26 protein-coding genes are annotated in these 26,656 nt (G+C 57.4%); 16 read left to right on the top strand and 10 right to left on the bottom strand.

From position 1 onward, the window contains the following. Positions 1 to 53 precede the first annotated feature (53 nt). Positions 54 to 581 carry a PadR family transcriptional regulator gene (locus OQ273_RS10200; RefSeq protein WP_267990386.1) on the top strand — a complete coding sequence of 176 codons (528 nt, stop codon included), beginning with the start codon at positions 54 to 56 and terminating at the stop codon, positions 579 to 581. Positions 582 to 647: 66 nt separating this feature from the next. Here OQ273_RS10200 and OQ273_RS10195 read toward each other — a convergent pair whose 3' ends face one another. Further along, positions 648 to 1,193 carry a DUF992 domain-containing protein gene (locus OQ273_RS10195; RefSeq protein ID WP_267990385.1) on the bottom strand — a complete coding sequence of 182 codons (546 nt, stop codon included), beginning with the start codon at positions 1,191 to 1,193 and terminating at the stop codon, positions 648 to 650. 281 nt (positions 1,194 to 1,474) lie between these two features. Between OQ273_RS10195 and OQ273_RS10190 the strand changes: the two genes are divergently transcribed. Further along, positions 1,475 to 3,052, top strand: a complete 1,578-nt coding sequence (locus OQ273_RS10190; protein WP_267990384.1) for an FMN-binding glutamate synthase family protein — start codon at positions 1,475 to 1,477, stop codon at positions 3,050 to 3,052. On the opposite strand, the gene OQ273_RS10185 is transcribed toward OQ273_RS10190, so the two are convergent. After that, the gene (locus OQ273_RS10185) at positions 3,049 to 4,356 is read right to left on the bottom strand and encodes an MFS transporter (RefSeq protein ID WP_267990383.1); all 1,308 of its coding nucleotides are present in this window, start codon (positions 4,354 to 4,356) and stop codon (positions 3,049 to 3,051) included. The two genes, OQ273_RS10190 and OQ273_RS10185, sit on opposite strands and share 4 nt — an antisense overlap. A 231-nt stretch (positions 4,357 to 4,587) precedes the next feature. Between OQ273_RS10185 and OQ273_RS10180 the strand changes: the two genes are divergently transcribed. Beyond that, entirely contained in the window at positions 4,588 to 5,247 is a 660-nt protein-coding gene (locus OQ273_RS10180; RefSeq protein WP_267990381.1) for a response regulator, read from the top strand. Between the two features lie 36 nt (positions 5,248 to 5,283). Here the strand turns inward: OQ273_RS10180 and OQ273_RS10175 are convergent, their stop codons facing one another. The 3 genes from OQ273_RS10175 to OQ273_RS10165 form a co-directional block, all read right to left on the bottom strand. Next, positions 5,284 to 7,035, bottom strand: coding sequence for a hybrid sensor histidine kinase/response regulator (locus OQ273_RS10175; protein WP_267990379.1), 1,752 nt, complete (start codon positions 7,033 to 7,035; stop codon positions 5,284 to 5,286). 472 nt (positions 7,036 to 7,507) lie between these two features. Next, a complete protein-coding gene (locus OQ273_RS10170; RefSeq protein WP_267990377.1) occupies positions 7,508 to 7,924 on the bottom strand; it encodes a VOC family protein in 417 nt (138 codons plus the stop codon). Positions 7,925 to 7,955: 31 nt separating this feature from the next. Then, complete coding sequence (locus OQ273_RS10165; RefSeq protein ID WP_267990375.1) at positions 7,956 to 8,918, bottom strand: 2-hydroxyacid dehydrogenase; 963 nt, start codon at positions 8,916 to 8,918, stop codon at positions 7,956 to 7,958. 135 nt (positions 8,919 to 9,053) lie between these two features. Here OQ273_RS10165 and OQ273_RS10160 point away from each other — a divergent pair, with 135 nt between their 5' ends. The 9 genes from OQ273_RS10160 to OQ273_RS10120 all read left to right on the top strand — a co-directional run bounded on the left by OQ273_RS10160 (position 9,054) and on the right by OQ273_RS10120 (position 19,368). Then, the gene (locus OQ273_RS10160) at positions 9,054 to 9,503 is read left to right on the top strand and encodes a MarR family winged helix-turn-helix transcriptional regulator (protein WP_267990373.1); all 450 of its coding nucleotides are present in this window, start codon (positions 9,054 to 9,056) and stop codon (positions 9,501 to 9,503) included. Between the two features lie 10 nt (positions 9,504 to 9,513). Further along, positions 9,514 to 12,741 (top strand): 2Fe-2S iron-sulfur cluster-binding protein, encoded by a 3,228-nt coding sequence (locus OQ273_RS10155; protein ID WP_267990372.1) that lies wholly within the window; start codon positions 9,514 to 9,516, stop codon positions 12,739 to 12,741. 193 nt (positions 12,742 to 12,934) lie between these two features. Further along, positions 12,935 to 13,387, top strand: coding sequence for a ubiquinone anaerobic biosynthesis accessory factor UbiT (ubiT, locus tag OQ273_RS10150; RefSeq protein ID WP_267990371.1), 453 nt, complete (start codon positions 12,935 to 12,937; stop codon positions 13,385 to 13,387). Continuing rightward, the gene (ubiU, locus tag OQ273_RS10145; protein ID WP_267990370.1) at positions 13,384 to 14,388 is read left to right on the top strand and encodes a ubiquinone anaerobic biosynthesis protein UbiU; all 1,005 of its coding nucleotides are present in this window, start codon (positions 13,384 to 13,386) and stop codon (positions 14,386 to 14,388) included. Before ubiT ends, ubiU begins: the two co-directional genes overlap by 4 nt. A 2-nt stretch (positions 14,389 to 14,390) precedes the next feature. Continuing rightward, positions 14,391 to 15,305 (top strand): ubiquinone anaerobic biosynthesis protein UbiV, encoded by a 915-nt coding sequence (gene ubiV, locus OQ273_RS10140; RefSeq protein ID WP_267990368.1) that lies wholly within the window; start codon positions 14,391 to 14,393, stop codon positions 15,303 to 15,305. A 156-nt stretch (positions 15,306 to 15,461) separates the two neighbouring features. Then, a complete protein-coding gene (locus OQ273_RS10135) occupies positions 15,462 to 16,874 on the top strand; it encodes a circularly permuted type 2 ATP-grasp protein (protein WP_267993072.1) in 1,413 nt (470 codons plus the stop codon). A gap of 4 nt (positions 16,875 to 16,878) precedes the next feature. Then, positions 16,879 to 17,802 carry an alpha-E domain-containing protein gene (locus OQ273_RS10130; RefSeq protein ID WP_267990366.1) on the top strand — a complete coding sequence of 308 codons (924 nt, stop codon included), beginning with the start codon at positions 16,879 to 16,881 and terminating at the stop codon, positions 17,800 to 17,802. 12 nt (positions 17,803 to 17,814) lie between these two features. Beyond that, positions 17,815 to 18,624: a transglutaminase family protein gene (locus OQ273_RS10125; RefSeq protein ID WP_267990364.1), complete on the top strand. Its 810-nt coding sequence runs from the start codon at positions 17,815 to 17,817 to the stop codon at positions 18,622 to 18,624. A gap of 9 nt (positions 18,625 to 18,633) precedes the next feature. Then, positions 18,634 to 19,368: a proteasome-type protease gene (locus OQ273_RS10120; RefSeq protein ID WP_267990362.1), complete on the top strand. Its 735-nt coding sequence runs from the start codon at positions 18,634 to 18,636 to the stop codon at positions 19,366 to 19,368. A gap of 10 nt (positions 19,369 to 19,378) precedes the next feature. On the opposite strand, the gene OQ273_RS10115 is transcribed toward OQ273_RS10120, so the two are convergent. The 3 genes from OQ273_RS10115 to OQ273_RS10105 all read right to left on the bottom strand — a co-directional run bounded on the left by OQ273_RS10115 (position 19,379) and on the right by OQ273_RS10105 (position 22,369). Next, positions 19,379 to 19,759, bottom strand: a complete 381-nt coding sequence (locus OQ273_RS10115) for a glyoxalase superfamily protein (RefSeq protein WP_267990361.1) — start codon at positions 19,757 to 19,759, stop codon at positions 19,379 to 19,381. A gap of 146 nt (positions 19,760 to 19,905) precedes the next feature. Then, entirely contained in the window at positions 19,906 to 21,291 is a 1,386-nt protein-coding gene (locus OQ273_RS10110; protein WP_267990360.1) for an aminotransferase family protein, read from the bottom strand. Between the two features lie 175 nt (positions 21,292 to 21,466). Further along, entirely contained in the window at positions 21,467 to 22,369 is a 903-nt protein-coding gene (locus OQ273_RS10105) for a LysR family transcriptional regulator (RefSeq protein ID WP_267990359.1), read from the bottom strand. A gap of 718 nt (positions 22,370 to 23,087) precedes the next feature. On the opposite strand from OQ273_RS10105, the gene OQ273_RS10100 reads away from it, so the two are divergent. Next, entirely contained in the window at positions 23,088 to 23,426 is a 339-nt protein-coding gene (locus OQ273_RS10100) for an antibiotic biosynthesis monooxygenase family protein (RefSeq protein WP_267990358.1), read from the top strand. 59 nt (positions 23,427 to 23,485) lie between these two features. On the opposite strand, the gene OQ273_RS10095 is transcribed toward OQ273_RS10100, so the two are convergent. After that, positions 23,486 to 23,899, bottom strand: a complete 414-nt coding sequence (locus OQ273_RS10095; RefSeq protein WP_267993071.1) for a MerR family transcriptional regulator — start codon at positions 23,897 to 23,899, stop codon at positions 23,486 to 23,488. Positions 23,900 to 23,974: 75 nt separating this feature from the next. Here OQ273_RS10095 and OQ273_RS10090 point away from each other — a divergent pair, with 75 nt between their 5' ends. Next, positions 23,975 to 24,616, top strand: a complete 642-nt coding sequence (locus OQ273_RS10090; protein WP_267990356.1) for a cation efflux transmembrane domain-containing protein — start codon at positions 23,975 to 23,977, stop codon at positions 24,614 to 24,616. A 5-nt stretch (positions 24,617 to 24,621) separates the two neighbouring features. Here the strand turns inward: OQ273_RS10090 and OQ273_RS10085 are convergent, their stop codons facing one another. Next, positions 24,622 to 24,852: a hypothetical protein gene (locus tag OQ273_RS10085; RefSeq protein WP_267990354.1), complete on the bottom strand. Its 231-nt coding sequence runs from the start codon at positions 24,850 to 24,852 to the stop codon at positions 24,622 to 24,624. 240 nt (positions 24,853 to 25,092) lie between these two features. Here OQ273_RS10085 and OQ273_RS10080 point away from each other — a divergent pair, with 240 nt between their 5' ends. Further along, on the top strand, positions 25,093 to 25,755 hold the full coding sequence (locus tag OQ273_RS10080; protein ID WP_267990353.1) for a peroxiredoxin: 663 nt from the start codon (positions 25,093 to 25,095) through the stop codon (positions 25,753 to 25,755). Positions 25,756 to 26,084: 329 nt separating this feature from the next. Next, on the top strand, positions 26,085 to 26,654 hold the full coding sequence (locus OQ273_RS10075) for a hypothetical protein (RefSeq protein ID WP_267990352.1): 570 nt from the start codon (positions 26,085 to 26,087) through the stop codon (positions 26,652 to 26,654). Positions 26,655 to 26,656 lie beyond the last annotated feature (2 nt).

Below are 26,656 nucleotides of genomic sequence, written 5' to 3'. Positions count from 1 at the left end.
ACACATATATGCAAAGTTTAATAGGTGTGACAAGAGAAAATGGAGTTTGCCTGTTGGCCTTATCCCACGCCATTCTGGTCTGTCTCACCGAGCGGCCGATGTCCGGCTATGACCTTGCCAAGTTCTTCGATACCTCGATCGGCTTCTTCTGGCGCGCGACCCACCCGCAGATTTATCGTGAAATGAAGAAGCTTGGCGAAAAGGGATACGTGACGTCGAGCGAAGAAATACAGTCCGGCAAACCAAACCGTATTGTCTACAGCATAAGCCAAGCGGGCAGGCGGGCCCTGAAAGAGTGGTCAAGGGAGCCGGTCGGCCCGCCTTTGATAAAGGACGACTTGCTGGTGCGTCTGCAGGCAATCGAACACGTGGATCGCGATGCGTTGCGTCAACAGATTTGCGGACGCCTCAAAGTGCACAAAGAGCAGCTCGAGCAGTATTTTCATATCCGCGACGTGCGTTTCAGCGACGGAGAGCCCGGGCCGGAAGACCTGGGCAAGCTGATGGGACTCGAACTTGGTATCCAGTACGAGCAGGGTTGGATTACCTGGTGCGAAAGCGTTTTGAAACGGCTTGGCTGACTACGCGACAGGGGCCGTATGAAGCCGGACACATGGTGTGCGACCGGCTTCACACCAAAACCTCCATCAGCGCGATGCGGTGCTGCTCGACAGTGTCAGCGCGCCGATGCCGGCTGATGCGTTAAGGCCGATATTGCCGCTCACGCTGACCGGAACAAGATTGAGATTGTTCTTCAGATTGCCGACCAGCACGTTTGCGCCGACGCCGATGCCAAGTCCTGCCGCCGCTGAAACGCCCACATAGGTCCCGTCCAGCCGACCCCGGGGAACCTGGTAAGTCGGTGCATAAACGGCCCATATGACCCGCTCGCTGCGCTTGAAGCCGATGTCCGGCCCGACCTTTGTTATTGAACCGGAATAGTATTCGAAGTCGCTGCTTTGGCTGCGACTGCGAAATGAGCATGACAGATCGGTGGATGAACCGATGACATAGCCGATGCCGCCATTGCTTGTGCAGCTCAGGACGCCGATTTTGGTGAAGTGCTGCTTGGCCGCCGGTGCCGGTGCCGGAGCAATCTCCTGTAGAGGTGTGTCCGCCGCTCCGGCAACGCCCGTGCAAAAGGCTGCCGCAATCGTTGCAGCCAGAACTGTTTGTAAGTTTTTGGTGAACATTTTTTCACTCCTGCCGTTTGTGTGTGCTGATCGGCGGCTACCGGCCACGGGCCTGTCCGGAGCGCAAAATCAACAATCAACAGGAAATGCAGATTCGCGGCCAAAGTGGGCCGGCATTGTGGTGCTTAGCAGGCAATATGGAGACAAATGCGACAGGACACGTCCATCCGGCGGGCGCAACGCGCTACAATCGTCGGATATAGATGTGTTTTGCGCAGATTACTCCTTGATCGTCATTTTGAGCGACGGGTAGAGTTGCGCAAGGACGAAAGGAACCAGCCATGATGCGGACAGTCTTCTATATCGTTTCAGCCGTCGCGCTGGTCGTTATCGGATTGGTTTCATTTGCCTGGCCGCCGATCTTGTGGGCCCTCGTCATCGTCGTGCCGCTGATCCTCATCGGCATCTATGACATCCTTTGGGCGGGCCACAACGTTCTCCACAACTATCCGGTGATTGGTCATCTGCGCTATGCGCTTGAGTTCATCAGTCCTGAGATTCACCAGTACTTCATTGAGAGTAATGAGGACGGTAAACCCTATAACCGTCTGCAGCGGCATCTCGTTTACGCGCGGGCACAAGCGGCCGTGGACACCCAGCCCTTCGGCACGCAAAGGGATCTGATGGATGTCGGCTTTATCCGCGCAAGCCATTCTCTGGCTCCGAAAGAAGTTCCGGACAGTGAGGCGCGTATCGTTGTCGGTGGAACCGAATGCAAGAAACCCTATTCCGCCTCACGCCTCAATATTTCGGCAATGAGCTTCGGCGCGCTCAGCCCGACGGCGATTCACGCCCTTAATGCCGGCGCGCGTCGGGGGAACTTTGCCCACAATACCGGCGAAGGCGGGCTGAGCCCCTACCATCTGGCGGGCGGCGGCGACATTATTTTCCAGATTGGCACCGGTTACTTCGGTTGCCGCACGCCGGAGGGCAAATTTGACGAGGACAAGTTCGTCGGTATCGCAAACAACGAAGTTGTGCGGATGATTGAGATTAAACTGTCCCAGGGTGCCAAGCCCGCCCATGGCGGTGTCCTTCCCGCCGCCAAGGTGGATGAGGAGATTTCCCGCATTCGTGGCGTGCCTATGGGCCAAGATGTCATTTCGCCGCCGGCTCACACCACTTTCTCCACGCCCGAGGGGCTGCTGCAATGGGTGGCGCGGCTGCGCGAGCTGAGCGGTGGCAAGCCGATTGGCTTCAAACTCTGCATCGGCAGGCGGCATGAGTTCATGGGTATCGTCAAGGCGATGCTGGAGACCGGTATCCTGCCTGATTTTATCACGGTCGATGGGGCGGAAGGCGGAACGGGAGCTGCCCCGTTTGAATTCACCGACCGGTTGGGCGTGCCAATCAACGAGGGATTGTCTTTTGTCCAGTCCTGTCTCGTCGGGGCTTCCTTACGGGACGAACTGCGCCTCATTGCCAGCGGTAAAGTTGTCACCGGCTTCAACATGGTCGAGAAGATTTCGCTTGGAGCCGACATGTGCAACGTGGCCCGGCCCATGCTGTTTGCGCTTGGTTGTATTCAGGCTGTGCGTTGTAACACCAACACCTGCCCGACCGGCATTGCGACGCAGGACCGGAGACGTGCAAAGGCCGTCGACATTCGTTCCCGGCAGAAACGTGTCGCCAATTTCCACAACGCAACGATCGAGAGTTTCCTTGACCTTGTCGGAGCCATGGGTCTGACCTCGCCGGCGCAGCTTTCACCCGACTTGATTTATCAGCGTGTGGCCGATGAAACCGAGCGCGCCTATGACGAAATCTATCCGTTGCTTGAGCCAGGCGAATTATTGGGCAAGAAAATCAACCCTGCCTATGCGGATCACTGGGCCCGGGCCAGCGCGCAAGCGTTCTAGGCGTTGGCCGTTTCACCGTTTCTTGGCGCCTCCGGCGCGCGCATGGCCAGTATCGCGGTAACACCGTTGATCAGCGCGAGCGCAAGGATCGCCCAAAGGACGTGCTGGATATGGGCAACGGATGCCAATACGAACGATAGGCCTATACCAACGATCCGAACGGCGACCTTCGAAACTCCAATACCCGTAACAACATATTTTTCCGGTGCGATATCAATGAAATAGAGATAGCGTGCCGTGGTAACGCCGCGAACCGCAATTGTAACGAGAAACAGCGCGACTGCGTGGATATAGGGAGCGCTTGCAAGCTGGATGAAATGATCCACGATCAGCAGCAGGCCAGCCGACGCTGCCATCATGGCTCCGAGGACCATGACCAATCGGGTCGATTTGGTGCCGATAGCGCCCCAAAGCGGGCCCGATACGATGAGCGCGGTCGCCGAGGATATAATCAGTGCGGCAAGCCCTTTTGGAGATTCATGGTGCGAAAGTGCAGCCAGGATCGCATAAAACGGAACTGACAACTCAACCGTCAGCAAAGCGAGCCGGATCCTTAAATAGCTGCGGAACCATTCCATGGTCAGGAGGAGGCTAAATTTGTCGTAGACGTCGCGTAGCTGCGTTTCCACAATTGCGATGAAAGACCGTCTTTGATGCGGCTGGTGCCCGTGGTGGTCTTCCTGCTCGGACCGGATGGTGTATTCACGAACCAGCAGGATGACGATGCTGGCGACAACAAAACACACGACACCGATCGAGACCAGGACGACATGGCGCTCGAACGGCGGGTCATGGAAGAACGCACGATGCGCCCACCAGGCCAGACCGGATGCAAGAATACCTCCGAGCGTCATCACCGAATACATGAGGATATTGCGCGAATTTGAATTCAGAACGTTGCCATAAAATCCAGCGGTGATAATGGCCTGATACTCGGAAGCGGCCCCTACAATCAATATGCAGAGGATAAATGATATGGCGACGATGGTCTGAGTGCCGAAAGCCGCTGCTGTCAATGCAACGATGAAGCTGAAAGCCAAGGCCATGTCGGTTATGGCAAGATCTCGTTTCTTCTGAATGCGCCTTTCTGCGACGGGCGTCCCGAATGTGGCGGTAAAAAGCCGTGCGGCCTGGCTGAATGTGACAAGCAATCCGGCAAGAAGAACCGGAAGATCCAGTGAGATCGCGATATATGTCAGCACGATGGATGGGTTTGCCATCGTCCACGCGATGGTGGAGAGCGTGCCCTGACCGGTGAGGATGGACAGGTTATGCCGTTCCTGGGATGCGTTCGAAGTATTCATCTTTCTTAGATGGTCATGCGTTTGATTTGCCGATGATTGCGGCTTTGATGTCGGATTTTGTCCCTTTGGGTAGCACAAGAGCGCTTATTTTAGGTTAAGACCGAAGAGAAAACTGTCTGCCTTTTCCGTGATTGAAAGCCGTCGCCTAGCTGCGCTCTACCGCAGTTTTACGGCTTTGACCGTGGCCTACAAACATGCGACTACGGGGGCGGGGCAGGGAAAACCGATTTGATGGCGAAACCGGTCGAAGTCGTGATCGTAGATGATCACCAGATGTTTGCAGATGGGCTCGCAGGGCTGATTAGCGGGATCGGCGATCATTATAGGTGCACATCCATCGCATCGCCTCTCACAGCGTTACGCATGTTTGAGGAGGGCAGGCGGTTCGACCTCGTGATCTCCGACCTCATCATGGACAGCATCAATGGCATTGCGTTCGTAAAGGCATTGCGCGCACGCGGTGCCCGCATGCCTGTGCTCATCATCTCGGGCATCAGCACAGCGCCGCCGGTGGAAGAGGCCTTACGCCTTGGTGCTCAGGGTTTCATCCCGAAAACCGCCTCGTCGGCCATGCTTGACGAAGCGTTGGACACTGTTCTTGCCGGTGACATATTTCTGCCGCCGAAGCTGTGGGATATTTATGAACACAATAGCCGCTCTCCGGCCGCGATGAGACAAGGGGCGGATGAGACATCGGTCAAGCTCAGCCAACGTCAGCTTGAAGTGCTCCAGCTGGTTTCGGAGGGGTACTCAAACCGCCGCGTGGCGGGGGTGCTCCAGGTCAGCGAGAACACGATCAAGACCCATGTCAAAAGAATATTTCAGATCCTCGACGTCAACACGCGGGCGGCCTGTGTTCGAAGGGCGCAATCACTCGGACTGATTGATTAAGCCCGATGTGCCGGAATGCGGGCTGGTGCAGGCACCTTACGCTACATCTGATCCGCAGGCGTTGATTTGCGACAGCTCATGATAGAGCGTTCCCGCGTCGACCGGCTTTGTCAGCAAAAGGGCGTCTGAGGGCAGGTCGCTCTTGCTGACGCCCTTGATATTACCGGTCATGATGATAGCGGGAAGGTTTCGTTTTACAGTCGTGCGGATGAGGTCGACAAGTTGGCTGCCGCCGACAGTTCCCGGCAACCGCAAATCCGTTATCAGGACATCGGGCGAGAGGTTCAAGGTTTTGACCAGCTCGACCGCCTGCGAAACCGACGGCGCGCAAAACACTTCACAGCCCCAGTCCGAAAGGATCACCGACATGCTGTCCAGGATGGTACGCTCGTCATCCACCACGAGGACGCTCATGCGCAAGGCGTCGCGCTGCTCACTTTTTGATGCTGTTGTTTCCGGAATGGATCGTGATTGCCGCAGGCGGAAGGTGAAGCAGCTACCCTTTTCCGGGTGTGATACGAGCTGGTGGTCGATTTCGAGCAGGTTGCACAGCCGGCGGACGATCGACAGGCCGAGCCCAAGTCCCTTGGTGCGATCTCGCTCATCATTTTGTAGTTGGATATATTCGTCGAAGACCTGTCCGATCTTGTCAGCCGGGATGCCGATACCGGTATCCTGAATGTCGAACACGATGTCTTCGCCGTCTTGCCGGAACCGGGCAATAACCCGGCCATGAGGTGGTGTGAACTTGATGGCGTTGGAAACAACGTTTCGCAGGACCCGGCTGAAAAGGTAAGGGTCGGTATCGGTGACCGCCTTATAGGTATCCGCACTCAACTGGATTTGTTTCTGGTCCGCAACCTCCGCGAACTCGTCGACAATTTCGAAGACCAGTGCTGACAGCTCCACGGGCACGATGTTGGGCACGACGCTTCCAGTCTCAAGCCGGGAAATATCGACCAGCCCTTCAAGCATGCTGCCCATGCTTCTCCAACTGGCTTCGATCTTTTGCAGCAGTTCATATTGATCGGGCTGTGTCAGCTTTCGGTGCAAGGCGGCAATGTAATTGCCCTGCGCATGCAAGGGTTGCGCGAGGTCATGGCTTGTGGCCGCGAGAAACCGGGTTTTGTCGTCGTTGATTTTCTCGATGGCATCGCGTTGCTGTCTCAGGGTCTCGACCATGTCATCGTGTCGCTGCCGGGAGACCAGACCCGATACCGTGGTGCGATGGATGTTGCGCGCAATCAGCATGTACGGAAGGAACATGATGACCGATACAAAGCCGAAGCGCCATTCGGGGGCGGGCGCTGAAACGATGAGGAAAGATCCGTAAATGAGAAGTGCCGAACCTGCCGCAGCGGCATAGGAGCGTGGAAAGGCGCCATGGCTGACCACGGCGGCCGTTGAGTAGGCCAAAATTGCAAGAAAACTGTTGGCGATCGAGGGGGCGGACGATGTATCGGTCAGCGCCGACATCCCGATACCCCATACAAGGCCCGATATGAGGGCATTGAGCGTGTTGAAAAACAGATATGTGCGAATATTCGAGCGACTGAACGGATGACGTCTTTGCACGGCCATATATGCGAAAGGCAGGCAGCCGGCGACAAAAACCGAGACCAGCCAGCCGGCTGCGATGTCTGTCGGTACCCTGTCGTGAAGCAGAGTAACGCACAGCAAGGCGAACAGAAAAGAGGATGTTGTTGCGATCGGTGAGCGGGTAAGCAGTTGCTGGGCGATCCTGATTTCGATCAGCCTGTCGTCAACCGGCGCCTCGGCTTGCGTCATGCGATTGTCCCCTGCGTGATGCCGGCAGGCACCAACTTGCGTTCTGCTAGTCTTATTCAAATTGCGGCGGTTTTGCCACTATTGGGGGCAAGTGATTTCTCAAGCAAACGAGTGTGTTAGGAGTTTCCTGTCACCCATTCGGGTGATTGAGCCCGCTGTGGCGGTCCCCTAATTTCCGTCTGTCGCTCACGATGACGGGCTGTCGATTCGTGCCTAAGTCACGACCGGATTTCCTTTCGGTGGTGGCGCTGCAATGGACGGGTATGAGAGGCGGCATAGTCGTGCGCGTCGCTTTGGGACGTGAGCCGCAGGGGATGGCGATCGTCCTGTTAAATGATTTGTCGGTTGCGCGAGGTCTACGCCCAGACTTCGTTCGGCAAATAGAAGGCAGGGTCAGCCGTTATACGCCTCAACGGGCTGGTCCTGCCTTTTTTGGTCTTTCCAGGATATGGGGTTCCGGGTCTTCGGCCACTCAGGCGCCGGGCTGTTCGTCGCAGCCAATCATCCATCTGATGCCAAATCGGTCCGTCAGCGTTCCGAAACCGGCACTCCAGAATGTGGGCGCCCAGGGCATGTCCACGGTGCCGCCATCGGCGAGCTTGTCAAATACAGTTTTTGCCTCTGCAGCGGTCGGGAAACTCAGCAGGACGGATGAGCCGGCCATGGGTTGACTGTCACCCGCAATGTTGTCGGAGGCCATGATATGGCCGTCTCCGATCCTGAGGCGCGCATGCATGATCCAGTCTTTTCTATCTTCGGGGACGGGAAAGTCCGGCGGCATGTCGGATGCCGGCATTTGCTCCAGTATTTCTGCCTGAAAAATAGCCACATAGGCGGCGATTGCCTGTGCACATTCGCCATTGAAAAACAGGTAGGGGGTAGGGGTCATGGCTGCTCTCCTCCTGGTGGATGCGAAAAGTTCAAGGCCTGGGCCAGGGCGTTTCCGGCACGGGTGTCAGCGGTAAGCCGTCCCGGAACCAGGACACCAGATTGTCAACCTGCAGCTTTCCCATCGCATTACGCGTGAACTGAGATGCGGACGCAACGTGGGGAAGCAGAACCACATTGTCCATTGTCAGGAGGTCTTCCGGCACATGCGGTTCGTCGTGGAAAACATCGAGCCCGGCGCTCATGATCGTGCCGTCTTTCAACGCTTTGATAAGGGCCGTCTCGTCAACGGTCGATCCGCGGCCGATATTAATCAAGATGCCATCGGGGCCGAGCGCCTCGAATATCTCCGATCCGATGGCCCGCCGCGTTGCATCTCCCCCGGGGGCGGCGCAAAGCAGAATGTCGCAGTGAGATGCAAGTTCGCGCAGGCTGGCGCAATAGGGATAGCGCACGTCCCGTACGCGGTTTCTGTTGTGGTAGCAGATTTCCATATTCATTGCTTCGGCCCGCTTCGCGATGGCAAGGCCAATACGCCCGAGGCCGAATATGCCCAGGCGCTTCGATCGCAAGGTGCCGCGAGTGAGCGGGTAGCTGCCGTTCCAATTGCCGTCGCGCAGCCATCGTTCGGCGGCGGACAACTCCCTCGCGGTCATGATCATGAGGCCGATTGCTACGTCGGCAACCTCTTCGGTCAGGACATCCGGGGTGTTTGTGACGATGATCTTGTGTCTTGCGGCATAGCTGACATCGATATTGTCGTAACCGACACCGAAATTCGCAATGATCTCAAGGCCGGGGAGCTTTTTGATCAGATTGCTATGCACTGAGGCGTTTGGAGCGGCCGCGATCGCGCGAATCTTTTCCGCAACGCCCACCGGTAGTGACTGGATATCCGCGTCCTGAAGGAGACGATGGCAGACAAAAGACTTGGAAAACATCTCCTCGGCTGATTGTGAAAAGCTTCCGGCAATCAAGATGTCTGCGTCATTCATGGTCTGGTCCCCGTTTTATGCAGCCTTGTACATAAACCGACAATGTGCCCGGTTGAAGCGTCTTGAAGTTAACAATGATAACTATATAATTGACACAGTTAATTATATGGATTGCATGGTCGAAAGAGAAGGCACATGGGGTGTAACTATCGTCTGCATGGTCGGCTTGGCTACAAGGTCTCGCGGCTCGCACGCCTGATGGAGGCGCGGCTTGAAGAAAAAATCAGCCATTATGGCGTGACGCGTCTTATGTGGTGTGTCCTGAGCGGTGTCGGCCTGGAGGGGGTCCATACGCCTTCGGAGCTTGCGTCTTATGTCGGCGTCGCGCGTTCGGCAGTGTCGCGCGCCTTGCGCTCCATGGAAAAAATGGAGCTGATTATCCGGCAGCCCGCCTCGGGTGATGGCAGGGGCATCGAAATCAGGCTGACCGACAAAGGGCGAGATGTCATGGAGCAGTGCCGGGTTCATGTCGAATGGCTCAACGACCATTTCACGTCAAAAATCGCTGATGCCGACCTCAATATCCTGCTGCGGAATATCGATGTGCTGTCGTCCGGCGAAACGCGCGAACTCGAGCGCCTTTAGGATCATGAGTGTGAACTTCTTTTCGGCAAAGCACCGTCCGTTCCATCTTGGCCCGTTTCCACTTGAAAAGCTGAGACGGAATGAGACGCAGCCCGATTTGTCTGCGGTCCCGTCCATGCGGCCGTTGGATTTTTCGCGCCATCCATCCGCTTCGCTCGCCCACGCAATGGCCAGGTTTCAGGGCATGCTCGATACCGTGCGTGACGGCAGGATTGTCCATAAAACGGCGGAAATCCCGACCGATCCGCGCGAGCGTGCGGATCACATGAAGGCTGCGGCCTATTATTTTGACGCGTCGATGGTCGGCATTGCAAAGCTTGGGCCCGCGCATTTTCTCGCCGAACCGATCCGCAATCCGATGGTCGCCGACCTGAAGGAAGAACTGGAAGCAGGGCAGCCGAAGAGTTTTGCCTCCGGAGTGGATGCGATTTACGCGGATGTTCTGGAATCGGCACGCGAGGAGCTGGGACCGGTCGCCCATCACACCCACGCCCTGATGTTTCTTGTCGAATACACGCGCGATCCGAAGCCGGACGAGGCGGGCACCGAATGGTTTGTTGATACGCAGGCCGAACGCGCCGCGCTCTTGACCTCCAACGTGGCGGTTGTGATCGCAAATTATATCCGGATGCTGGGACATGAGGCGCGCGCGCACACGGCAACGACAAGTGATGTCGATCTTGGCCGGCTTGCCGTCTCATCCGGCCTGTGTGCGGTTCAAGGTGCAGGCGAGACCGCAGCGCTGATCAATCCGTTTGTGGGCTCCCGCTTCGGTCTGGCCGCTGTTACGACAACCCTCGATCTGGATGAGGACCTGCCCCTTGGGGCCGATGCCGGGCGAGCCGGCTGGCGCTCCCACGGTCCTGACTGGTGGATGGGCCGCGGAACACAGCGCCGGGCAGGTACGGCAACACCCTACAAGGACCGTGACTTTCGCATGGGGCCGCATCCTTTTGAGACAATCAAGCGGACCGACAAACCCACCACCTTTATCGATGAGGAGCGCGTTCCGCGCTTTCCCAAAAGAGCAGATTTCTTCGCTCGTGCGCTTTTCGGCGACATCGGCCGCAAGGTCCAGGAGGGTGCGAAAGGCGGAATGTATGTGATGAAGAGCCCAATTGGCGCCTGCGCGCGCCGGGCCCTGGGCGCCCTTCTTCTTTTGCAGTTCGGGGAGGCACGCGGGCCGGTTTCTCCGGACACGCACGATCCGCAACGCAATGCCGACAATCTCAAGGCGGCGTCCTACTATCTGTCAGCGGATGCGGTTGGTTTGAGCCGCGTACCCGACTGGGCCTATTATTCCCATGATGCCGGCGGCAACCCGATTGAGCCCTATCACGACAATGGTGTTTCGCTGCTTCTCGACCAGGGCTTCGACACAATGGAAGGCGCCAGTGGAGACGACTGGATTTCCGTTGCCCAGTCCATGCGCGCCTATTTGCGGTTTTCGCTTCTCGGCGGCGTGATCGGCGAGCAGGTCAGGCGGCTTGGCTATTCCGCAAGGGTGCACTCGGTGCTGGATGGCGACGTTCTGCAGCCACCCTTGCTGTTGCTGTCCGGGCTTGGCGAGGTGAGCCGGATCGGCGAAGTCATCCTCAACCCGTTTTTGGGGCCGCGCCTGAAATCCGGGGTCGTCACCACCTCGATGCCGATGGTGCATGACAAGCCAATCGATTTCGGTCTCCAGCACTTCTGCAACTCATGCAACAAATGTGCCCGTGAATGCCCGTCCGGGGCAATCACCGCGGGTCCGAAGCTGATGTATAACGGCTATGAGATCTGGAAGTCCGATGCGGAAAAATGCGCCCGTTACCGTATCACCAATGCAGCCGGCGGCATGTGCGGACGCTGCATGAAAACCTGCCCCTGGAACCTGGAGGGGTTGTTTGCCGACGAAGCCTTCCGCTGGCTTGCGATCAATGCACCGGCGAGTGCCAAGACACTGGCAGCCCTCGATGACCGGCTTGGCAGAGGTGAAATCAATCCGGTCAAAAAGTGGTGGTGGGATATAGAACTGAATGTTGAAGCCGGCCGCTATGTGCCTGCCGCGGCCGTCAACGAACGCGGTTTGTCAAAGGACCTGAAGCTTCACTATGCCGATCAGACCCTTGCGGTCTACCCGGCGGACATGATGCCGCCGCCTTATCCCGTGACGCATCCGCTTGATCGGGAAACCGGTATCGAACGCTACCGCTCCTTGCTGACACCTGAAGCCTATCGCGAAAAACTGTCGAAAGGCGAGACTGAGGGCCTTGCGCCAAAGGCGCAGCCGCCCTCCGCCGACCCGGAGGTCTTTCCTGTTGTCGTCTCCAGGCGCACGGACCCCGCGCCGGACATCGTGCGCTTTGAACTCGAGCGTGCCGACGGCAAGCCTCTGCCGAAAGTGGAGGCCGGTGCCCATGTCGATGTGGTCATCGCGCCCGAATATCAGCGGCAATATTCGCTCGCTGGCGATCCCGCCGATGCAGATAAGTATGTCCTGGGCGTCCAACGGGAGGAAAAAGGGCGGGGCGGCTCGCTGCTGATGCACCGTGTCTTCAAGGAGGGCAGGCGGATCTTTATCTCCAAGCCGCGCAACCACTTCCCTCTGGACGAGACAGCGCAGTTTTCCCTCTTGATGGCCGGGGGAATTGGCGTAACTCCGCTGATGACCATGGCCCACCGGCTGCATGCGCTCGGCAAGGAGTTTATTCTGCACTACAGCGCAAAGTCCGCGGAGCAGTGCGGTTTCGCAGATGAGTTGAAATCAATGCCCTGGTCGGAGCGCGTCTTTTTTCATTTTTCAGGCGAGGGACGGCGTGCCAGGCTAAGTGAACTTGTGCCGCAATTCCGGGACGGTTTCAGGCTCTATACCTGCGGAGCCGATCGCTACATGGATGGGGTCTTCGATGTGGCCGCCGCCAAGGGCTGGCCGGAGGAGGCGCTTTTGAAGGAGTACTTCTCCGTCCCGGAAACGCCAGATTACGTCAATCACGACTTCACCGTGGAACTGGCGCGTTCCGGGCGCGAGTTGGTTGTAACAGCGGACCAGACGGCGGCAGACGCATTGAACGACGCCGGGATCCATGTCGACGTCAAATGTACAGACGGGTTGTGCGGTGTTTGCGCTGCCACGCTTGTTGATGGCCAGGTGGAGCACCGGGACCACGTCTTGTCGGCAAAAGAGCGTAAGGACCGCGTCATCCTGTGCTGCTCCAGAGCCGCTGAAGCCGGTGGAAAAATCAGGGTCGACCTTTAGTCCTCGGGCACATTGGGTCGGAGCTGCCTGCAAGCCGGAGCAAATTTGTTACCGCTTGACATAAATCAAGTCTGCCGTCGCAGAGCGTCCCTAAAACCGGTCCATGACCTACAATCGAGAATCGGCCGGTCCCGGCAAAAATCCGGTTCGAATGCATGGATCCGGTCCACCCGCACAGGGACTATTCCTCCCTTTGCCGCTCTTTGTCCTCCAGCCCTTGCTTCGCCATATCGTAACGACTGTCGCGCGCAAGCATCCGGATCTTTTTGAGCGGCTTGGCGACAGCCAGAAGAAACGTTTCCTGATAGATCCACGCGGCCTGCCGCTGGTTCTGCTCTTGCAACCGGATGGGACTGCGCCGCGCCTTCAGGCCTTCAACAGGCATCGGTTGCCGCCCAGTGATGTCCGCATCTCCGGCTCGTTTCCGACGCTGTTGCGTATGATCGACGGTCAGACGGACAGCGATGCGCTGTTTTTCAGCCGTGAACTGACGATCTCAGGCGACACGGAAGCTTCGGTAGCGCTTCGCAACGCGCTGGACGATCTCGACACCACACTGGCCGAAGATGTGGTGTCCTGCTTCGGTCCGCTTGCCCGTCCAGTCCGGGTTGTTCTTGATGCAGTGAGCGGAAGGAATGGAAAATGAGCTCAATCCAGCCACCGGAACTCGTTTGTCCCGCCGGCACGCCGGCCGGGCTTCGGACGGCGGTCGATGCGGGCGCTGATGCCGTCTATTGCGGCTTCCAGGGGCCGACCAATGCGCGCAACTTCCCCGGTCTCAATTTCACGCCGGAACAGATGGCGAAGGCCGTGGACTACGCCCATGAGCGCGATGCCAAGGTGCTTGCTGCGATCAATTCCTTTCCGACGGCGGGCCGCACCCATGTATGGAAGGAGGCGGTCGATGCAGCGGTCGCTTGCGGCGTGGACGCCATTATCATCGCCGATATCGGCATGGCCCGTTATCTCAGTACCCGCCATCCACAGCAGCGTATTCATCTGTCGGTTCAGGCCGGCGCATCGTCGGCTGAAGCCATCCGGTTCTGGTGTGACCGGTTCGATGTCAAGCGGGTCGTCCTGCCGCGTATCCTCACCGTCGCTGAAATCAAGCAGATACACGATGCGATACCTTGCGAGATCGAGGCATTCGTCTTCGGCAATATCGGCATGATGGCAGAGGGGCGCTGCGCCCTGACGAACTATGTCACCGGTTGTTCCACCAATCTGGACGGCGTGTGCTCGCCTGCGGGCGACGTCCACTATGAAGAAGACAGGCAAGGCAATCTCACATCAAGCCTGCGCGATGTGACAATTGATCGTTTCGCCCAGGGTGAACATGCCGGTTATCCGACCATCTGCAAAGGGCGTTACAGTGCCCCACACCGCGAGCATTATTATGCCTTTGAGGAGCCTGTCAGCCTGAACCTGACGCATCTCCTGGCCGATCTGGTCCAGGTCGGCGTGACGGCCTTGAAGATCGAGGGCCGGCAGCGCTCGCGCGCCTATGTGCGTTCTGTCGTATCGGCGTTCCGGGGAGCGGTTGACGATTATGCCGCAGGCCGCACACCGGATGTCAGCCATCTGCTCGCGTTGACCGAAGGCCAGCGCGAAACACAGGGCGCATTCCGCTCGAAAACCTGGAGATGACAATGCAAGGTGAACTGACGCTCGGGCCGGTTCTGTTCAACTGGCAGCCGGAAGTGTGGCGGGATTTTTATTTCGAGATCGCCGATGAGGCGCCCGTCTCTAGGGTCTATGTCGGTGAGGTTGTCTGTTCGAAGCGGGCGCCGTTATTCGATAAATATGTCGATGCAGTTGTCGATCGGCTGAAAACGGGCGGCAAACAGGTGTACTTTTCAAGCCTGGCGGAGGTCTCCAGCGCGATCGACAGGCGCCTGGTCAAGGCCGTAACGACAGACAACGATGCGGCGATCGAAGTCAATGACATCTCCGCCCTGTGGCACCTTTCGGGAAAACCCCATGTCATTGGACCCTTCGTGAATGTCTACAATGAAGACAGCCTCGACGCTCTTGCCGACGAGGGCGCCACCCATATCTGCCTGTCGCCCGAGCTTCCGAAAGAGGGTATCGCGGCGCTCACGGCACGCGCGCAGGAACGCGGCGTTACCTTGGAAACACAAGTCTTCGGCAGGATACCGCTTGCCCTTTCGGCGCGCTGCTATCACGCCCGCGCCCACGGTCGGACCAAGGACAGCTGCAAGTTCATCTGCGACCTTGATCCGGACGGAATGGAACTGAATACCCTTGACGGCCAGCCCTTCCTGACGGTCAACGGCATCCAGACCATGTCCTACACCCGCCTCAATCTAGTTTGCGAACTCGCTGAACTGATGGAACTGGGCATCAGCCATTTCCGCCTTTCGCCGCATAGTGCCGGGACCATGCATGCCGCAAAGGTCTTTCGCGCGGTCCTTGATGATGAGATCACCGCTGAAGAGGCAAATGGGCTATTGCAGGACTGCGGACCCGATGTGCCCTTTTCCAACGGCTTCTTCCATCACAAGCCGGGCGTCGAGTGGCGCGTATCGGGCGCGCTGGTTTAGCAGCCCGCGCGGAAACATCTCCGGGCGCCCGCTCTGTTCCCCGGGGGCGGGGAGAACGTGAAGCATTTTTCAATCATCTTGGCGTCTTCCTGATCGCGAAGACTTTTGCTAGGCTCGCTTTTAAGCACTAAAGTGCGAGGGGAAACAGCAAGAAGGCTGAGCGTGCCGTTTAACGAGATGGAAGAACCGGGCGGTGTGCGTGCGCCATACAGGCGCATCGCCGACTGGATTGAAGAAACAGGCACGCAGCTCCTTGGCCGCCGCCGTGACGAGGCGGAAGCGATCTTCCGGAAAATCGGCATCACATTTGCTGTCTATGGCGAGGGCGGCGATCCCGAGCGGCTGATACCGTTCGATCTGATACCCCGCGCCTTTGCGGCTTCCGAATGGGATCAGCTCGACCGTGGTATCCGTCAGCGCGCGCGTGCGCTCAACGCTTTTTTGTATGACATCTACCACCGCGGCGAGATCATCAAGGCCGGTGTCATCCCTGCAGAACTGGTTTATCGCAATACGGCCTACCTGCCTGAGATGGTGGGCTTTGCGCCGCCGGGCCGCGTTTACAGCCACATTGTCGGCATTGACATCGTGCGTACCGGCGAGGGAAGTTTCCAGGTTCTTGAGGACAATTGCCGGACACCGTCCGGTGTCAGCTATATGCTGGAGAACCGGGAAATCATGGCTCGCATGTTCCCAGATATCTTCAGTGGCGGCCCGGTCAAGCCGGTGGATCATTATCCGGACGAGTTGCTGCGCACGCTCAAGGAGGTTGCCCCGGCCTCCTGTGACGGCGAGCCAACCGTCGTGCTGCTGACGCCGGGTTCGCTCAACTCGGCTTATTACGAACATTCCTTCCTTGCAGACCTGATGGGGATTGAACTGGTCGAGCCGCAAGACCTTTTTGTCGACGAGGCCAAGGTCTGGATGCGCACGACACGCGGTCCGCAGCGCGTCGACGTGATCTACCGGCGTATTGATGACGATTACATCGATCCGTTGACATTCCGCCCCGACAGCATGCTGGGAGTGGCCGGGCTTTTTGATGCCTATAGGGCAGGACATGTGAATGTCTGCTCTGCGCCCGGCGCCGGCGTTGCCGACGACAAGGCGATCTATATTTACGTGCCGGAGATGATCCGCTTTTACCTCGGCGAAGAACCGATCCTTGAGAACATCCAGACCTATCAGTGCAGCAAAAAAGACGAGCTTTCCTATGTGATGGAAAACTTGCATGAACTCGTGGTCAAGGAGGTTCACGGTTCGGGCGGCTACGGAATGCTGATCGGCCCGAAGAGCACGAAAGAAGAGATCGAAGAGTACCGCAAGCGCATCGCCGCCGATCCGGCCGAGTTCATCGCTCAGCCGACGCTTGATCTATCGACCGCACCCACATTGCACGAGGGTGATCTTTGCGGTCGCCATGTCGATTTCAGGCCCTTTTGTCTTGTCGGCAAGAACATAAGGCTTGTACCCGGCGGCCTGACGCGAGTGGCCTTGAGGGAAGGATCGCTGGTGGTCAATTCAAGCCAGGGTGGCGGGGTCAAGGACACATGGGTCTTGAGGGAATAACGCCATGTTGAGCCGTGCCGCCGAAAGTCTGTTCTGGCTTGGCCGCTATATGGAGCGCGCCGAGGCGACCGCGCGGATGATTTCAATGGGCCAGCGCATGGCCATGCTGCCCGGAACGCAAGGGCAATCGGAATGGACGTCTTTGATGCAGGCCACGGGTACGCCGCCTCCCGAAGAACGGGCGATCACGGAAGCCGATATCGTTGCGCTGCTGATCCTCGATCCAGAAAGTCCGTCGGCCGTACAGGGTTGCCTGTCCAAGGCGCGGGAGAACGGCCGTGCCGTGCGCACCGCGCTCACCCAGGAGATGTGGGAAAGTCTCAACGAGGATTGGCGTTATCTGGAATCGATGGACACGCAGACCGCGCGCCGCCAGCTGGTCCAGATTTTGGAATGGGTGCGCAACAAGGCGGCGATTTTTCGCGGCGCCGTCGAGACATCGATGCTGCGCACGGAAGGCTATTTCTTCCTTCGCCTTGGTAGCAATATCGAGCGCGCCGATATGACACTGCGCCTGCTGAACGTGAAATATTTCCTGCTTTTGCCGGAGACCGAAGTGGTCGGCGGGGGCAGGGACCATCACCAGTGGATGTCGATGCTGCATGCCGTCTCGGGCCTGCGCGCCTATCATCACAACTATGCCGGCGATTATGCTCCCTGGAACATTGCCGACTTCCTGCTGCTCAATCAGGCGTTTCCCCGCTCGGTCGCTTTCAGCTATGGCCAGATCGACGGCTGTCTTGCGAAGCTGGAAAAGAACTACGGCGGCGCTCACAATTGCCAGCGCACGGCCCGGGCCGAACTGAACCGGCTGAGCCGGCTCGATATTCACGCGGTTTTCAGCGACGGGCTGCACGAGTTCATCAACGACCAGATCGCCAAGACGGCGCGCATCAGCAAGGAGGTGTCGGATGCCTATCATTTCTGACTGCGAACGCTGATGCGGCTTAGCGTACGTCACAGATCCGAATATGCCTATGAACCGGCGGCAGCGCGGGTTTCCCTTCGGCTTAAACTCTATCCGTCTGTCTATGACGGGCAGTTGGTGGAAAACTGGTCGGTGACAGTCAATGGCGACCCGGTCGAGCCGATTTACATCACCGGCTACGGCGACGAGACCGGCCTGTGGCAAAGCGACGGGGAGGTGTCCAGCGTTGAGGTGCTTGCCGAAGGGGTCATCGTGACCGAAGACCAAAACGGCATCATTCGCGATCTTCCACGCAAACCGCCTTCGGCCATCTTCATGCGATCGACACGGTTGACGCAGGCGGACGATGCAATTCGTGCGCTTGCCGAGGCAGCGCGCCAGGATGATGAGCTGAAGACGGTACATGACCTGTCATCGGCGATCCGAGAGACCGTCGACTACCGGCCTGAGGCCACCAACAGCAAAACCACGGCGGCCGAAGCAATGGCAATCGGCGCCGGCGTATGCCAGGACCATGCCCATATTCTCATCGCGGCCTGCCGCTCGCTCGAGATGCCCGCCCGCTATGTGACCGGTTATCTCAAGGCGGCTGACGATGAAGATGAACTTCTGGAGACCCATGCCTGGGCGGAAGCCCATATCAGGAATTTCGGCTGGGTGGGCCTTGATCCGTCAAACGGCATTTCGCCGACCGATCATTATGTACGGATTGCATGCGGACTGGACGCGGATGATGCGACTCCGATAAAAGGTCATGTCGTTGGGGGATCGCAAATTACATTGACGGCTGATGTCGCGGTTTCCGAGAACCAGCAGCAGTAGGAAGACCCGTTGACATATTGTGTTGCCATCAAGTTGGACGCCGGCCTGGTGCTGCTCTCCGATACACGAACCAACGCCGGTCTGGACAATATTTCCCGGTACGGAAAGATGCATTCCTGGGAAGTGCCCGACGAGCGCGCCGTGGTGCTGATGACCGCTGGAAACCTCTCAATTACCCAAGGGGTCATTACGCGGCTAGAAAAGCGCATCGAAATGGCCGCCATCGATCCCGAATGCGAAACGATCCTCAACGCGGACAGTCTGTTCCGGGTGGCCCAGATGGTCGGGGAAACGATGCGCGACGTACAAGAGCGCCACCGCGAAGGAATGGAAGCGCAGGGCGCGTCCTTTGATGCAACGGTGCTGGTTGCCGGTCAGCGCAAGGGAGGCTCCACCCGGCTGTTTCTCGTCTACTCCGCTGGCAACTTCATCGAGGCGACCAGAGACACGCCGTTCTTCCAGATCGGGGAGCACAAATACGGTAAGCCGATCCTCGATCGCGTGATTACGCCGGACACACCGCTGGAGAAGGCCAAGCTTGCCGCCTGTGTGTCCATGGATTCCACCCTGCGAAGCAATCTTTCAGTCGGCATGCCGCTGGATCTTGCAATCATTGAAACAGACGCCCTGAAGATTACAGAGCGCCGGCGTATCGAACCGGACGACAAGGATTTCGAGCGTTTGTCGGATGCCTGGTCAAAGGCACTGAATTCGGCCTTTCACGACCTGCCGCATATATTCTGATAATGCGGAGCTAAAACAGTCTGCGCGGCAGGGGTGTCGCAAACACCAGCACGTTCCCATCCACGTCACGCAAGCTCATCTGCCGGACGCCGAAGGCCATGTCCTGGGGCGCTTCGTCGACTGAAACGCCATTGCTGACACATTCGGCGTGGAAATGGTCGACATCCGATACGTTGAGGAACAGTCGCGTTCCAAGAACGCCGTCTCCGGCATGTTCGGAAAGAAAGAGCCGAACGCCGTCGCGGCTCACCGACAAGAAAATAGGAAATGCGGAATCGAACTGCCGGCGCCAGTCCTCCTTGAAGCCGATACTGCTGTAAAACGGTATGGCCAGTTTCATGCTAGCGACACGCACAAATGGCGTACAGTTTTCTATGGTCGTCGTGTCCATTTGATCGGCAATCCGATTCCCTCGTAGTTTCAGCGGACTATAGCCTCATACGCCGCATTTGACATGGCTGCGGGGCCGCATTCGGGAGCCAAACAAAAAAAGCCGCGGCAGAACCGCGGCTTTTCAATATCGTGTTGTGAGGACGATCAGTCGACGGCAACGCGTTCCAGAGCGTTGTCGATTGCGTCGACAATCTCATCAAGCTCCTTCGGTGTGCTGATCAGGGCCGGGCTCAGGCACAGCGTATTGTTGTAAGCATCAAAGCTCCGGTTCGTCGCACCGATGATGACGCCGTTGGCCATGCAGTCAGCTACAACCGCCTGGGTGATACTTTCATGCACCGGCTCACGGGTCTCGCGATCCTTCACGAGCTCAATACCGCAGAACAGGCCCTTGCCGCGCACATCGCCGATGAGCTCATGGCGGTCCTTTAACTCGTTGAACCGTGTCAGGAGGTATTCACCCATGGCGGTGACGTTATCCAGAAGGTTCTCTTCCTCGATGATGCGCATGTTCTCAAGCGCCGCCGCAGGGCCGGCTGCACAACCGCCAAAGGTTGAGATGTCGCGGAAATAGCTCATGGGATCCGACGGGTCCGCCTTGAACTGGTTGAATACGTCCTCTGTGGTCACCGTGCAGGAAATGGCGGCATAGCCCGACGCCACGCCCTTTGCCATCGTCACGATGTCCGGCTGGATGCCGTAATGCTGGTATCCGAACCATGTGCCGGTACGCCCGAGGCCGCAGACAACCTCGTCGATGTGGAGCAGGATCTCGTATTTCCTGCAGATGTCCTGAACGGTTTCCCAATAACCGTCCGGCGGTGTGATAACCCCGCCGCCCGCTGTAATGGGTTCCAGCACAATGGCGCCGATCGTATCGGGACCTTCGCGCAGGATCACATCCTCGATCGCCTTTGCTGCGCGCACCCCATAATCGTCGCAAGGTCCGTACTGGGAACGGTACTCCATGCAGTGCGGCACTTCCACGAAGCCCGGCGTGAACGGCCCGTACTGGTCCTTGCGCTGGTTCTGACCGGTGGAGCTCAGTGCCGTAATCGTCGTGCCGTGATAGTCGCGCTCGCGGTAGAGTATCTTGTGTTTCTTGCCACCGTGTTTGTTGTGCGAGATCTGACGCACGATCTTGTAGGCCTTTTCATTGGCCTCGGAGCCGGAGTTCGAAAAATAGACCCGGCTCATCCCCGGCATCTTTTCGATCAGTCTGCGCGCGAAGAGAGCGCCCGGAACATTGCCGGCTGAATTGGCGAAATAGTTCAGTTTGACCAGCTGCTCGCGGACCGCGTCGGCAATGCTTTCACGTCCATAACCGACATTGACCGTCCAAACGCCCCCCGAGACCGCGTCCAGGAACTCTCTGCCATTGGCATCCCACACGCGCATGCCCTTGCCCTCGATAATGACGAGGGGGTCGGATGTCTCGTAGCGCTTGTGCTGGCTCAGATGATGCCAAACATGCGCGCGATCGCTCTCTACGGCTTCACCGAAATCGTTGCTGCCTGGTGATATGTTCATTGCCAAACTCCCGCCAAGGCCGCGATCATTGTTGAACACAGCCTGATTGCCTAGCTTCTTTGTTGCGCTGACAGTCCCATGACCGCGCCCAAACACGATAGCCCCAGTTCACACAGCTCTATGACGCCAGATGTTGCCATGCCCGTGACACGGTCCATCGGGCATTGTCTGGCTTTCACTGCCCGTGCGCATAGTGTCGCTTGAGAACGTCGACCATCGCGCGGACTTTATAGGGCAGGTAGCGCCGGCTGGGATAGACCAGCCATGCCGCGGCCTGCGTATGGCCACCGCTGAAATCGTAGTCCGGAAGAATATTGACGAGGCGGCCTTCATCGAGATCGCGCTGGACCATCCAGTCGGCCATCAACGCCGGCCCCAGCCCGTTGCAGGCGGCTTGCTGCAGGGCAACCAGCGAGGAGATATAGATGTCACCGTCGATGGGAACCGCGAATGTGTTGTCGTCAGCGTCGCGGGCCATCCAGTTCTGGTTGTGCACAGGCGCGCGAAAAAGCAGACATTTGTGCTCGGTCAAGTCGCTTGGGTGCGCGATTGGGCGGCTGTCGCGGAGATAGTGCGGGCTGGCGCAGACGATATAGCGGGCGTCGAAGAGTTTTGTGGCGATGACGTCGCCCTCAATCTTCGAGCCGAGGCGAACGGCAAGATCGATGCGGTTTGCAACCAGGTCAATCTGATCGTCTGTCAGGTGAAATTCGAACTTCAGATCCGGAAACATCTCCCTGAACTTCGGGATGAGAGGCGTGAGACAGATTTGTCCGAATGCCAGCGTCGCGGTGATGCGTATCGTTCCGGTCGCACGGGCGCTGACGGAATGTGCCTCTTCACGCGCATTGTCCATATAGTCGATCAGCGCTTCCATCCGGTTCAGATAGATTTCTCCGGCTTCCGTCAGCGTCATGCTTCGTGTTGTGCGCTGGAAAAGGCGTATGCCAAGCTCGGTTTCCAGATTGGCCACCGCCCGTGAGATCGTTGACGGGTCCTGATTGTGGATGCGGGCGACCGCGGCAAAGCTATTGCGTTTCGCAACTTCTACGAAGAGTTTCAGCGCTTCAATATCCATTCATGCAAACTACGCATGAATATTGTGCCGGTCGAGCAATTTATTGTTTGAATGCCGGCATCTAACTTTTGTTGGCGTCAGTACCGAGTCTCGAAGGGATCGCAATATCCACGGGGTCGAATGGCTGGCCTGCGATGTTCGTCCGGGCGACCCGGTTGTCGGGACAGGCAAAGGAATTCAAACGCGCCTTTGCACATTTCGCTGGCATTGCCGGTTTGCGAACCATGATTGATCGATTACGGCGCCGACAAGTGTTGCCGCTTCGTCAGGAGCCAGGGCATCGAGACATGTAATGCAGAGTGTGGGCAGGCAGCTGATGGGGCGCCGCGACTGAATTCTGTGGCCAGGGGCTCAACGCTCGATGTTCGCAGGCCAGTTTGAGTAATGAGGCTGGCAAGGAACATGCCCGCTGCGGTGTGTTCTGCCGGCTTTGTTCAAGAAGCGGTAACAAACTAATGAGGGGCGAAGCGAGGCCGTACCCGGGTGGGCGGTCCCTAAGCTGCAGGTTGCTTTGATGGGCGGAGCGACCTGCGGCGATCAATATAACGGTCTTTGCCAAGACCCTTGGGATGGCGGCCTCGAAAGGGGCCGCCATCCAGCGTTTATGGACAGGTTGTTGCTGGATAAACATGCGATTGATCGCATAGCCGGTTAAGTTTAAATTAATTCGTACGGAGACATGCTTAGCGATATTGAAGTCTTAGGTGGGCGGCCTGGTATGACACAACAAAAGCAGCGTGATTGGGATCGCGCACCCTGCGCTTTCTTCTGGGAATACAAGGTTGCGCCTGAAAAGGCCGCGGAATTTGAAGCCTTCTACGGCGCCAGTGGCCGTTGGGCGCAGCTCTACAGCCGTTCCGATGCATTTATAAGGACTGAACTGTTCCGGGACCCGGATGATCCGACGCGCTATCGGACCGGCGATTACTGGAAGTCGCGGGACTCCTTTCTGGAGTTTCTGCGCGATTACAGCGATCCGTATGATGAGCTCGGGGCTGAGTGCAACGAAATATCGCAGGAGCGGACCAGCGCGGGCATGCTCCTTGTCGAGGTATAATCGGGCGGCGCGCCCATCCATTGCCTCGAGATGAGGAATCTTCCGGCCCGCAATGATCTTCAGTGTTCGCCCTCGCACAACGAATGGTCCAGGAGCGAATGTAGAACATAGCAGTCCTTGACCGTTCCAGATTTACAGGAACTGGTAATGCGGGCGAGTTCCTTTTCCAGGCGCCTGAGTTTTCGGATCCGTGTGCGCACTTCCTTTAGATGTTCGCCTGCAATGCGGTCTGCGTCGCTACACGGCATATCCGGATCTGCGCTCAACTTTATAAGATCGCGGATTGCGTCGATTGAAAGTCCGAGATCCCTAGCGTGCCTGATGAAGCCGAGGCGCTGCAATTCACTACGTGAATACCGCCTTTGATTGCCGGCTGAGCGCTCCGGTGCGCTGATCAGCCCCATCTGCTCGTAGTATCTGATTGTCGGAACCTTGACGCCGGTTTCCCGCGAGATCTGGCCTATCGTGAACAAATTCAATTACCCTCTTGAACCTATAGTCACTAGAGAGATTATAGTCTGTTCCGCTAGACGACAAGAGGTGGATTTATGAGTGCCTGCTGCGGACAGAACCAGAATTTTGACGGAATGTCCGATGATTACAAACGCCGGCTCTGGATCGTGATCATCCTGAATGCCACGATGTTTGCGGTCGAGATCGTTGCGGGTCAGATGGCGGGTTCAAAAGCTCTGCAGGCTGATGCCCTCGATTTTCTTGGAGACGCAATGACCTATGGCATTTCACTCGCCGTCATCGGTTCGTCCATCGCCGTTCGCACCACAGCCGCCCTGACAAAGGGCTTCAGTCTGCTTCTAATGGGGCTCTGGGTCTTCGGTTCGACACTCTGGCATGTATTCTTTGTTGAGGTACCGGAGGCTCATGTGATGGGCGTGATCGGCTTTCTTGCCCTTGCGGCAAACCTTGTCAGTGTTTTGTTGCTCGTGCGTTACAAGGACGGGGACGCGAATGTGCGCTCCGTATGGTTGTGCTCGCGCAATGACGCGATCGGCAATATTGCAGTGATGATTGCTGCATTGGGCGTTTGGGGCACACAATCCGGCTGGCCGGATCTCGCCGTTGCGGCGATCATGGCGGGTCTTTTTCTGACATCGGCCTTTCAGATTGTCCGCCAGAGCCTGCGTGAGCGGGACGTAGCGCGTGCACCTGTTCCGGTCGCACCCGCCGAGTAAAACGGTCAGTCCCCGGCTTTTGGCGCCGATGGCGCGCCATACTCATCAATGAACTCCCGGAAGACCGCATCAAGCTTTTGCGGATCGGCGAACCGGTCGAGATTTTCCAAAAGGACGACCAGGAGATAGTTGTTGCCGAGCGCCCATTGATCGTTCAGCCGACGCAGCCTGCCGTAAGCGTCGTCAGTAAGGGCCGCTGAAAATCGTTTGGGTAACGGCAGTCTTTTCCTTTTCATCGTCCGCATCCTCGGTTTGTTGAGACCGATATTGTGCGCGCCAATGGAAATATTCCGCAAGCAAAAACCAACTGTGCGGGACGGCGGGGTGTTCCCGCCACTTACGCGTAATAAGGCCTTCACGGCTCCATAATCTATTGATTGTCGATGCTCATTGGTGTTCACTCCCGCCAGCCGGCGCAGACATTGAAGCGGACATTTCGGGCCGTTTTCGCGCCTATCCAGCAAGGGAGGTCAGTTATGACAAATCTGAGAATTGGCGATATCGCACCTGATTTTGAAGCAGATACGACAAAGGGAAGAATTCGTTTTCACGAATGGTTGGGTGATTCCTGGGGCGTATTGTTTTCGCACCCTAAGGATTTTACGCCGGTCTGCACGACGGAACTCGGCTACATGGCACGCATCAATCCGGAGTTCCAAAAGCGCAACGTCAAGATTATCGGTCTCAGTGTTGACCCGGTTGAAAATCACGCCGAATGGGCTGCCGATATCGAGGAAACACAAGGCTTCATGCCCGACTATCCCATGATCGGCGATACCGACCTGAAGGTTGCCAAGGCGTACGGCATGCTTCCTGCCGGCGCCGGTGAAACGTCTGAAGGCCGTACCGCCGTGGACAATCAGACCGTGCGCACGGTTTTTGTGATTGCACCCGACAAGTCCATCAAGCTGACGATCTCCTATCCGATGAGCACCGGCCGGAACTTTAACGAAATCCTCCGGGTCATCGATTCAATGCAGCTCACCGCCAAACACAAGGTTGCGACACCGGTGAACTGGGAGGATGGCGAAGACGTCATCATCGTGCCGGCTGTCTCAAACGAAGAAGCGGAAAAGCAATATCCGGATGGCTGGAAGACACTGAAGCCCTATCTTCGAGTTGTCCCGCAGCCGAAATAACAAGTCTTCCATGCGGCGGCGGCCTTGCCCGTCGCCGCCAAATCCCCTGAACAGAACGGGGAAGCGGTCTGAGTCAGTCCTGCATGGGATGATCGACCTCAGACACACGAGGAAGGATCTGCCTCACTAAGAACGGCAGGTTGAAAACTAGCACTATGTTCTCTGTGAAGGTTTGCTATACTGATGAGTGTAGTGGGCGGATATGTTCTGGTTAAGAGCAGGCAAGTAAGAAGATAATATAAAAAAAATAAATTCCCGGCATTCGCCCGAAAAAACCGTGCGCACAGGCTGTGCTGCATGGGCCAGATCGGTGACTGGAAAGGGCGGCCATGGATCCTGCAATACAAGGTTTATTTGATAATGCCGCGACGATACTCGGCTTTGGCTTTCTCGGCTTGTCGATGGTATTTGTCGTTCTTGGCTATCTGAACGTCAAGCAAATCGTCAGCCAGCCTGATCCGAATGAAGCGGCTGTCAATCTCAGCCGTTTCTTTTTGAAGATCGCACTTGTTTTCATGGTGTGCGCCGGGCCGCTGCAATGGGTGACACTGGCCCTTGAAAATCACATGTCCACCAAGGAGGTCGAGCTTCACATCACAATGACTCACCCGGAGTGGGACGAGGGACATGGCGACATTTTGCTTGTCCACAAAGGTCAGACCCATGCACTCATCAACAATCCCTATGTCGGCGTCTACGGTGAGGATGATGAGATACAGTTGAACGCCGAAAGGGTGGCGACCGTTATCCGTAAGATCCAGGCTCAACTAACCGTGATCAACGAAGCCGCGCGCGGACCGATTGGCGGGGGAAATAATGCCCCGACAACCGCACCGGATGAGGACAGGTTGCTGGCGCCGCCTCCAGTGGCAGACATTCGCATCCTGAGTGGGGGGTAGCG

This window comes from Hoeflea prorocentri, from assembly GCF_027944115.1.
Classification (GTDB): Bacteria; Pseudomonadota; Alphaproteobacteria; order Rhizobiales; family Rhizobiaceae; genus Hoeflea_A; species Hoeflea_A prorocentri.
This window is presented reverse-complemented; position numbering and strand designations above follow the sequence as displayed.

Excerpts from the sequence above, each read along its gene's own strand:
- OQ273_RS10175 (WP_267990379.1), bottom strand. The coding sequence starts at position 7,035 with ATGACGCAAGCCGAGGCGCCGGTTGACGACAGGCTGATCGAAATCAGG.
- OQ273_RS10180 (WP_267990381.1), top strand. The coding sequence starts at position 4,588 with ATGGCGAAACCGGTCGAAGTCGTGATCGTAGATGATCACCAGATGTTT.
- OQ273_RS10130 (WP_267990366.1), top strand. The coding sequence starts at position 16,879 with ATGTTGAGCCGTGCCGCCGAAAGTCTGTTCTGGCTTGGCCGCTATATG.
- OQ273_RS10125 (WP_267990364.1), top strand. The coding sequence starts at position 17,815 with ATGCGGCTTAGCGTACGTCACAGATCCGAATATGCCTATGAACCGGCG.
- ubiU (WP_267990370.1), top strand. The coding sequence starts at position 13,384 with ATGAGCTCAATCCAGCCACCGGAACTCGTTTGTCCCGCCGGCACGCCG.
- OQ273_RS10195 (WP_267990385.1), bottom strand. The coding sequence starts at position 1,193 with ATGTTCACCAAAAACTTACAAACAGTTCTGGCTGCAACGATTGCGGCA.
- OQ273_RS10080 (WP_267990353.1), top strand. The coding sequence starts at position 25,093 with ATGACAAATCTGAGAATTGGCGATATCGCACCTGATTTTGAAGCAGAT.
- OQ273_RS10170 (WP_267990377.1), bottom strand. The coding sequence starts at position 7,924 with ATGACCCCTACCCCCTACCTGTTTTTCAATGGCGAATGTGCACAGGCA.
- ubiV (WP_267990368.1), top strand. The coding sequence starts at position 14,391 with ATGCAAGGTGAACTGACGCTCGGGCCGGTTCTGTTCAACTGGCAGCCG.
- OQ273_RS10085 (WP_267990354.1), bottom strand. The coding sequence starts at position 24,852 with ATGAAAAGGAAAAGACTGCCGTTACCCAAACGATTTTCAGCGGCCCTT.
- OQ273_RS10090 (WP_267990356.1), top strand. The coding sequence starts at position 23,975 with ATGAGTGCCTGCTGCGGACAGAACCAGAATTTTGACGGAATGTCCGAT.
- OQ273_RS10105 (WP_267990359.1), bottom strand. The coding sequence starts at position 22,369 with ATGGATATTGAAGCGCTGAAACTCTTCGTAGAAGTTGCGAAACGCAAT.
- OQ273_RS10110 (WP_267990360.1), bottom strand. The coding sequence starts at position 21,291 with ATGAACATATCACCAGGCAGCAACGATTTCGGTGAAGCCGTAGAGAGC.
- OQ273_RS10165 (WP_267990375.1), bottom strand. The coding sequence starts at position 8,918 with ATGAATGACGCAGACATCTTGATTGCCGGAAGCTTTTCACAATCAGCC.
- OQ273_RS10160 (WP_267990373.1), top strand. The coding sequence starts at position 9,054 with ATGGGGTGTAACTATCGTCTGCATGGTCGGCTTGGCTACAAGGTCTCG.
- OQ273_RS10190 (WP_267990384.1), top strand. The coding sequence starts at position 1,475 with ATGATGCGGACAGTCTTCTATATCGTTTCAGCCGTCGCGCTGGTCGTT.
- OQ273_RS10075 (WP_267990352.1), top strand. The coding sequence starts at position 26,085 with ATGGATCCTGCAATACAAGGTTTATTTGATAATGCCGCGACGATACTC.
- OQ273_RS10185 (WP_267990383.1), bottom strand. The coding sequence starts at position 4,356 with ATGAATACTTCGAACGCATCCCAGGAACGGCATAACCTGTCCATCCTC.
- OQ273_RS10100 (WP_267990358.1), top strand. The coding sequence starts at position 23,088 with ATGACACAACAAAAGCAGCGTGATTGGGATCGCGCACCCTGCGCTTTC.
- OQ273_RS10115 (WP_267990361.1), bottom strand. The coding sequence starts at position 19,759 with ATGGACACGACGACCATAGAAAACTGTACGCCATTTGTGCGTGTCGCT.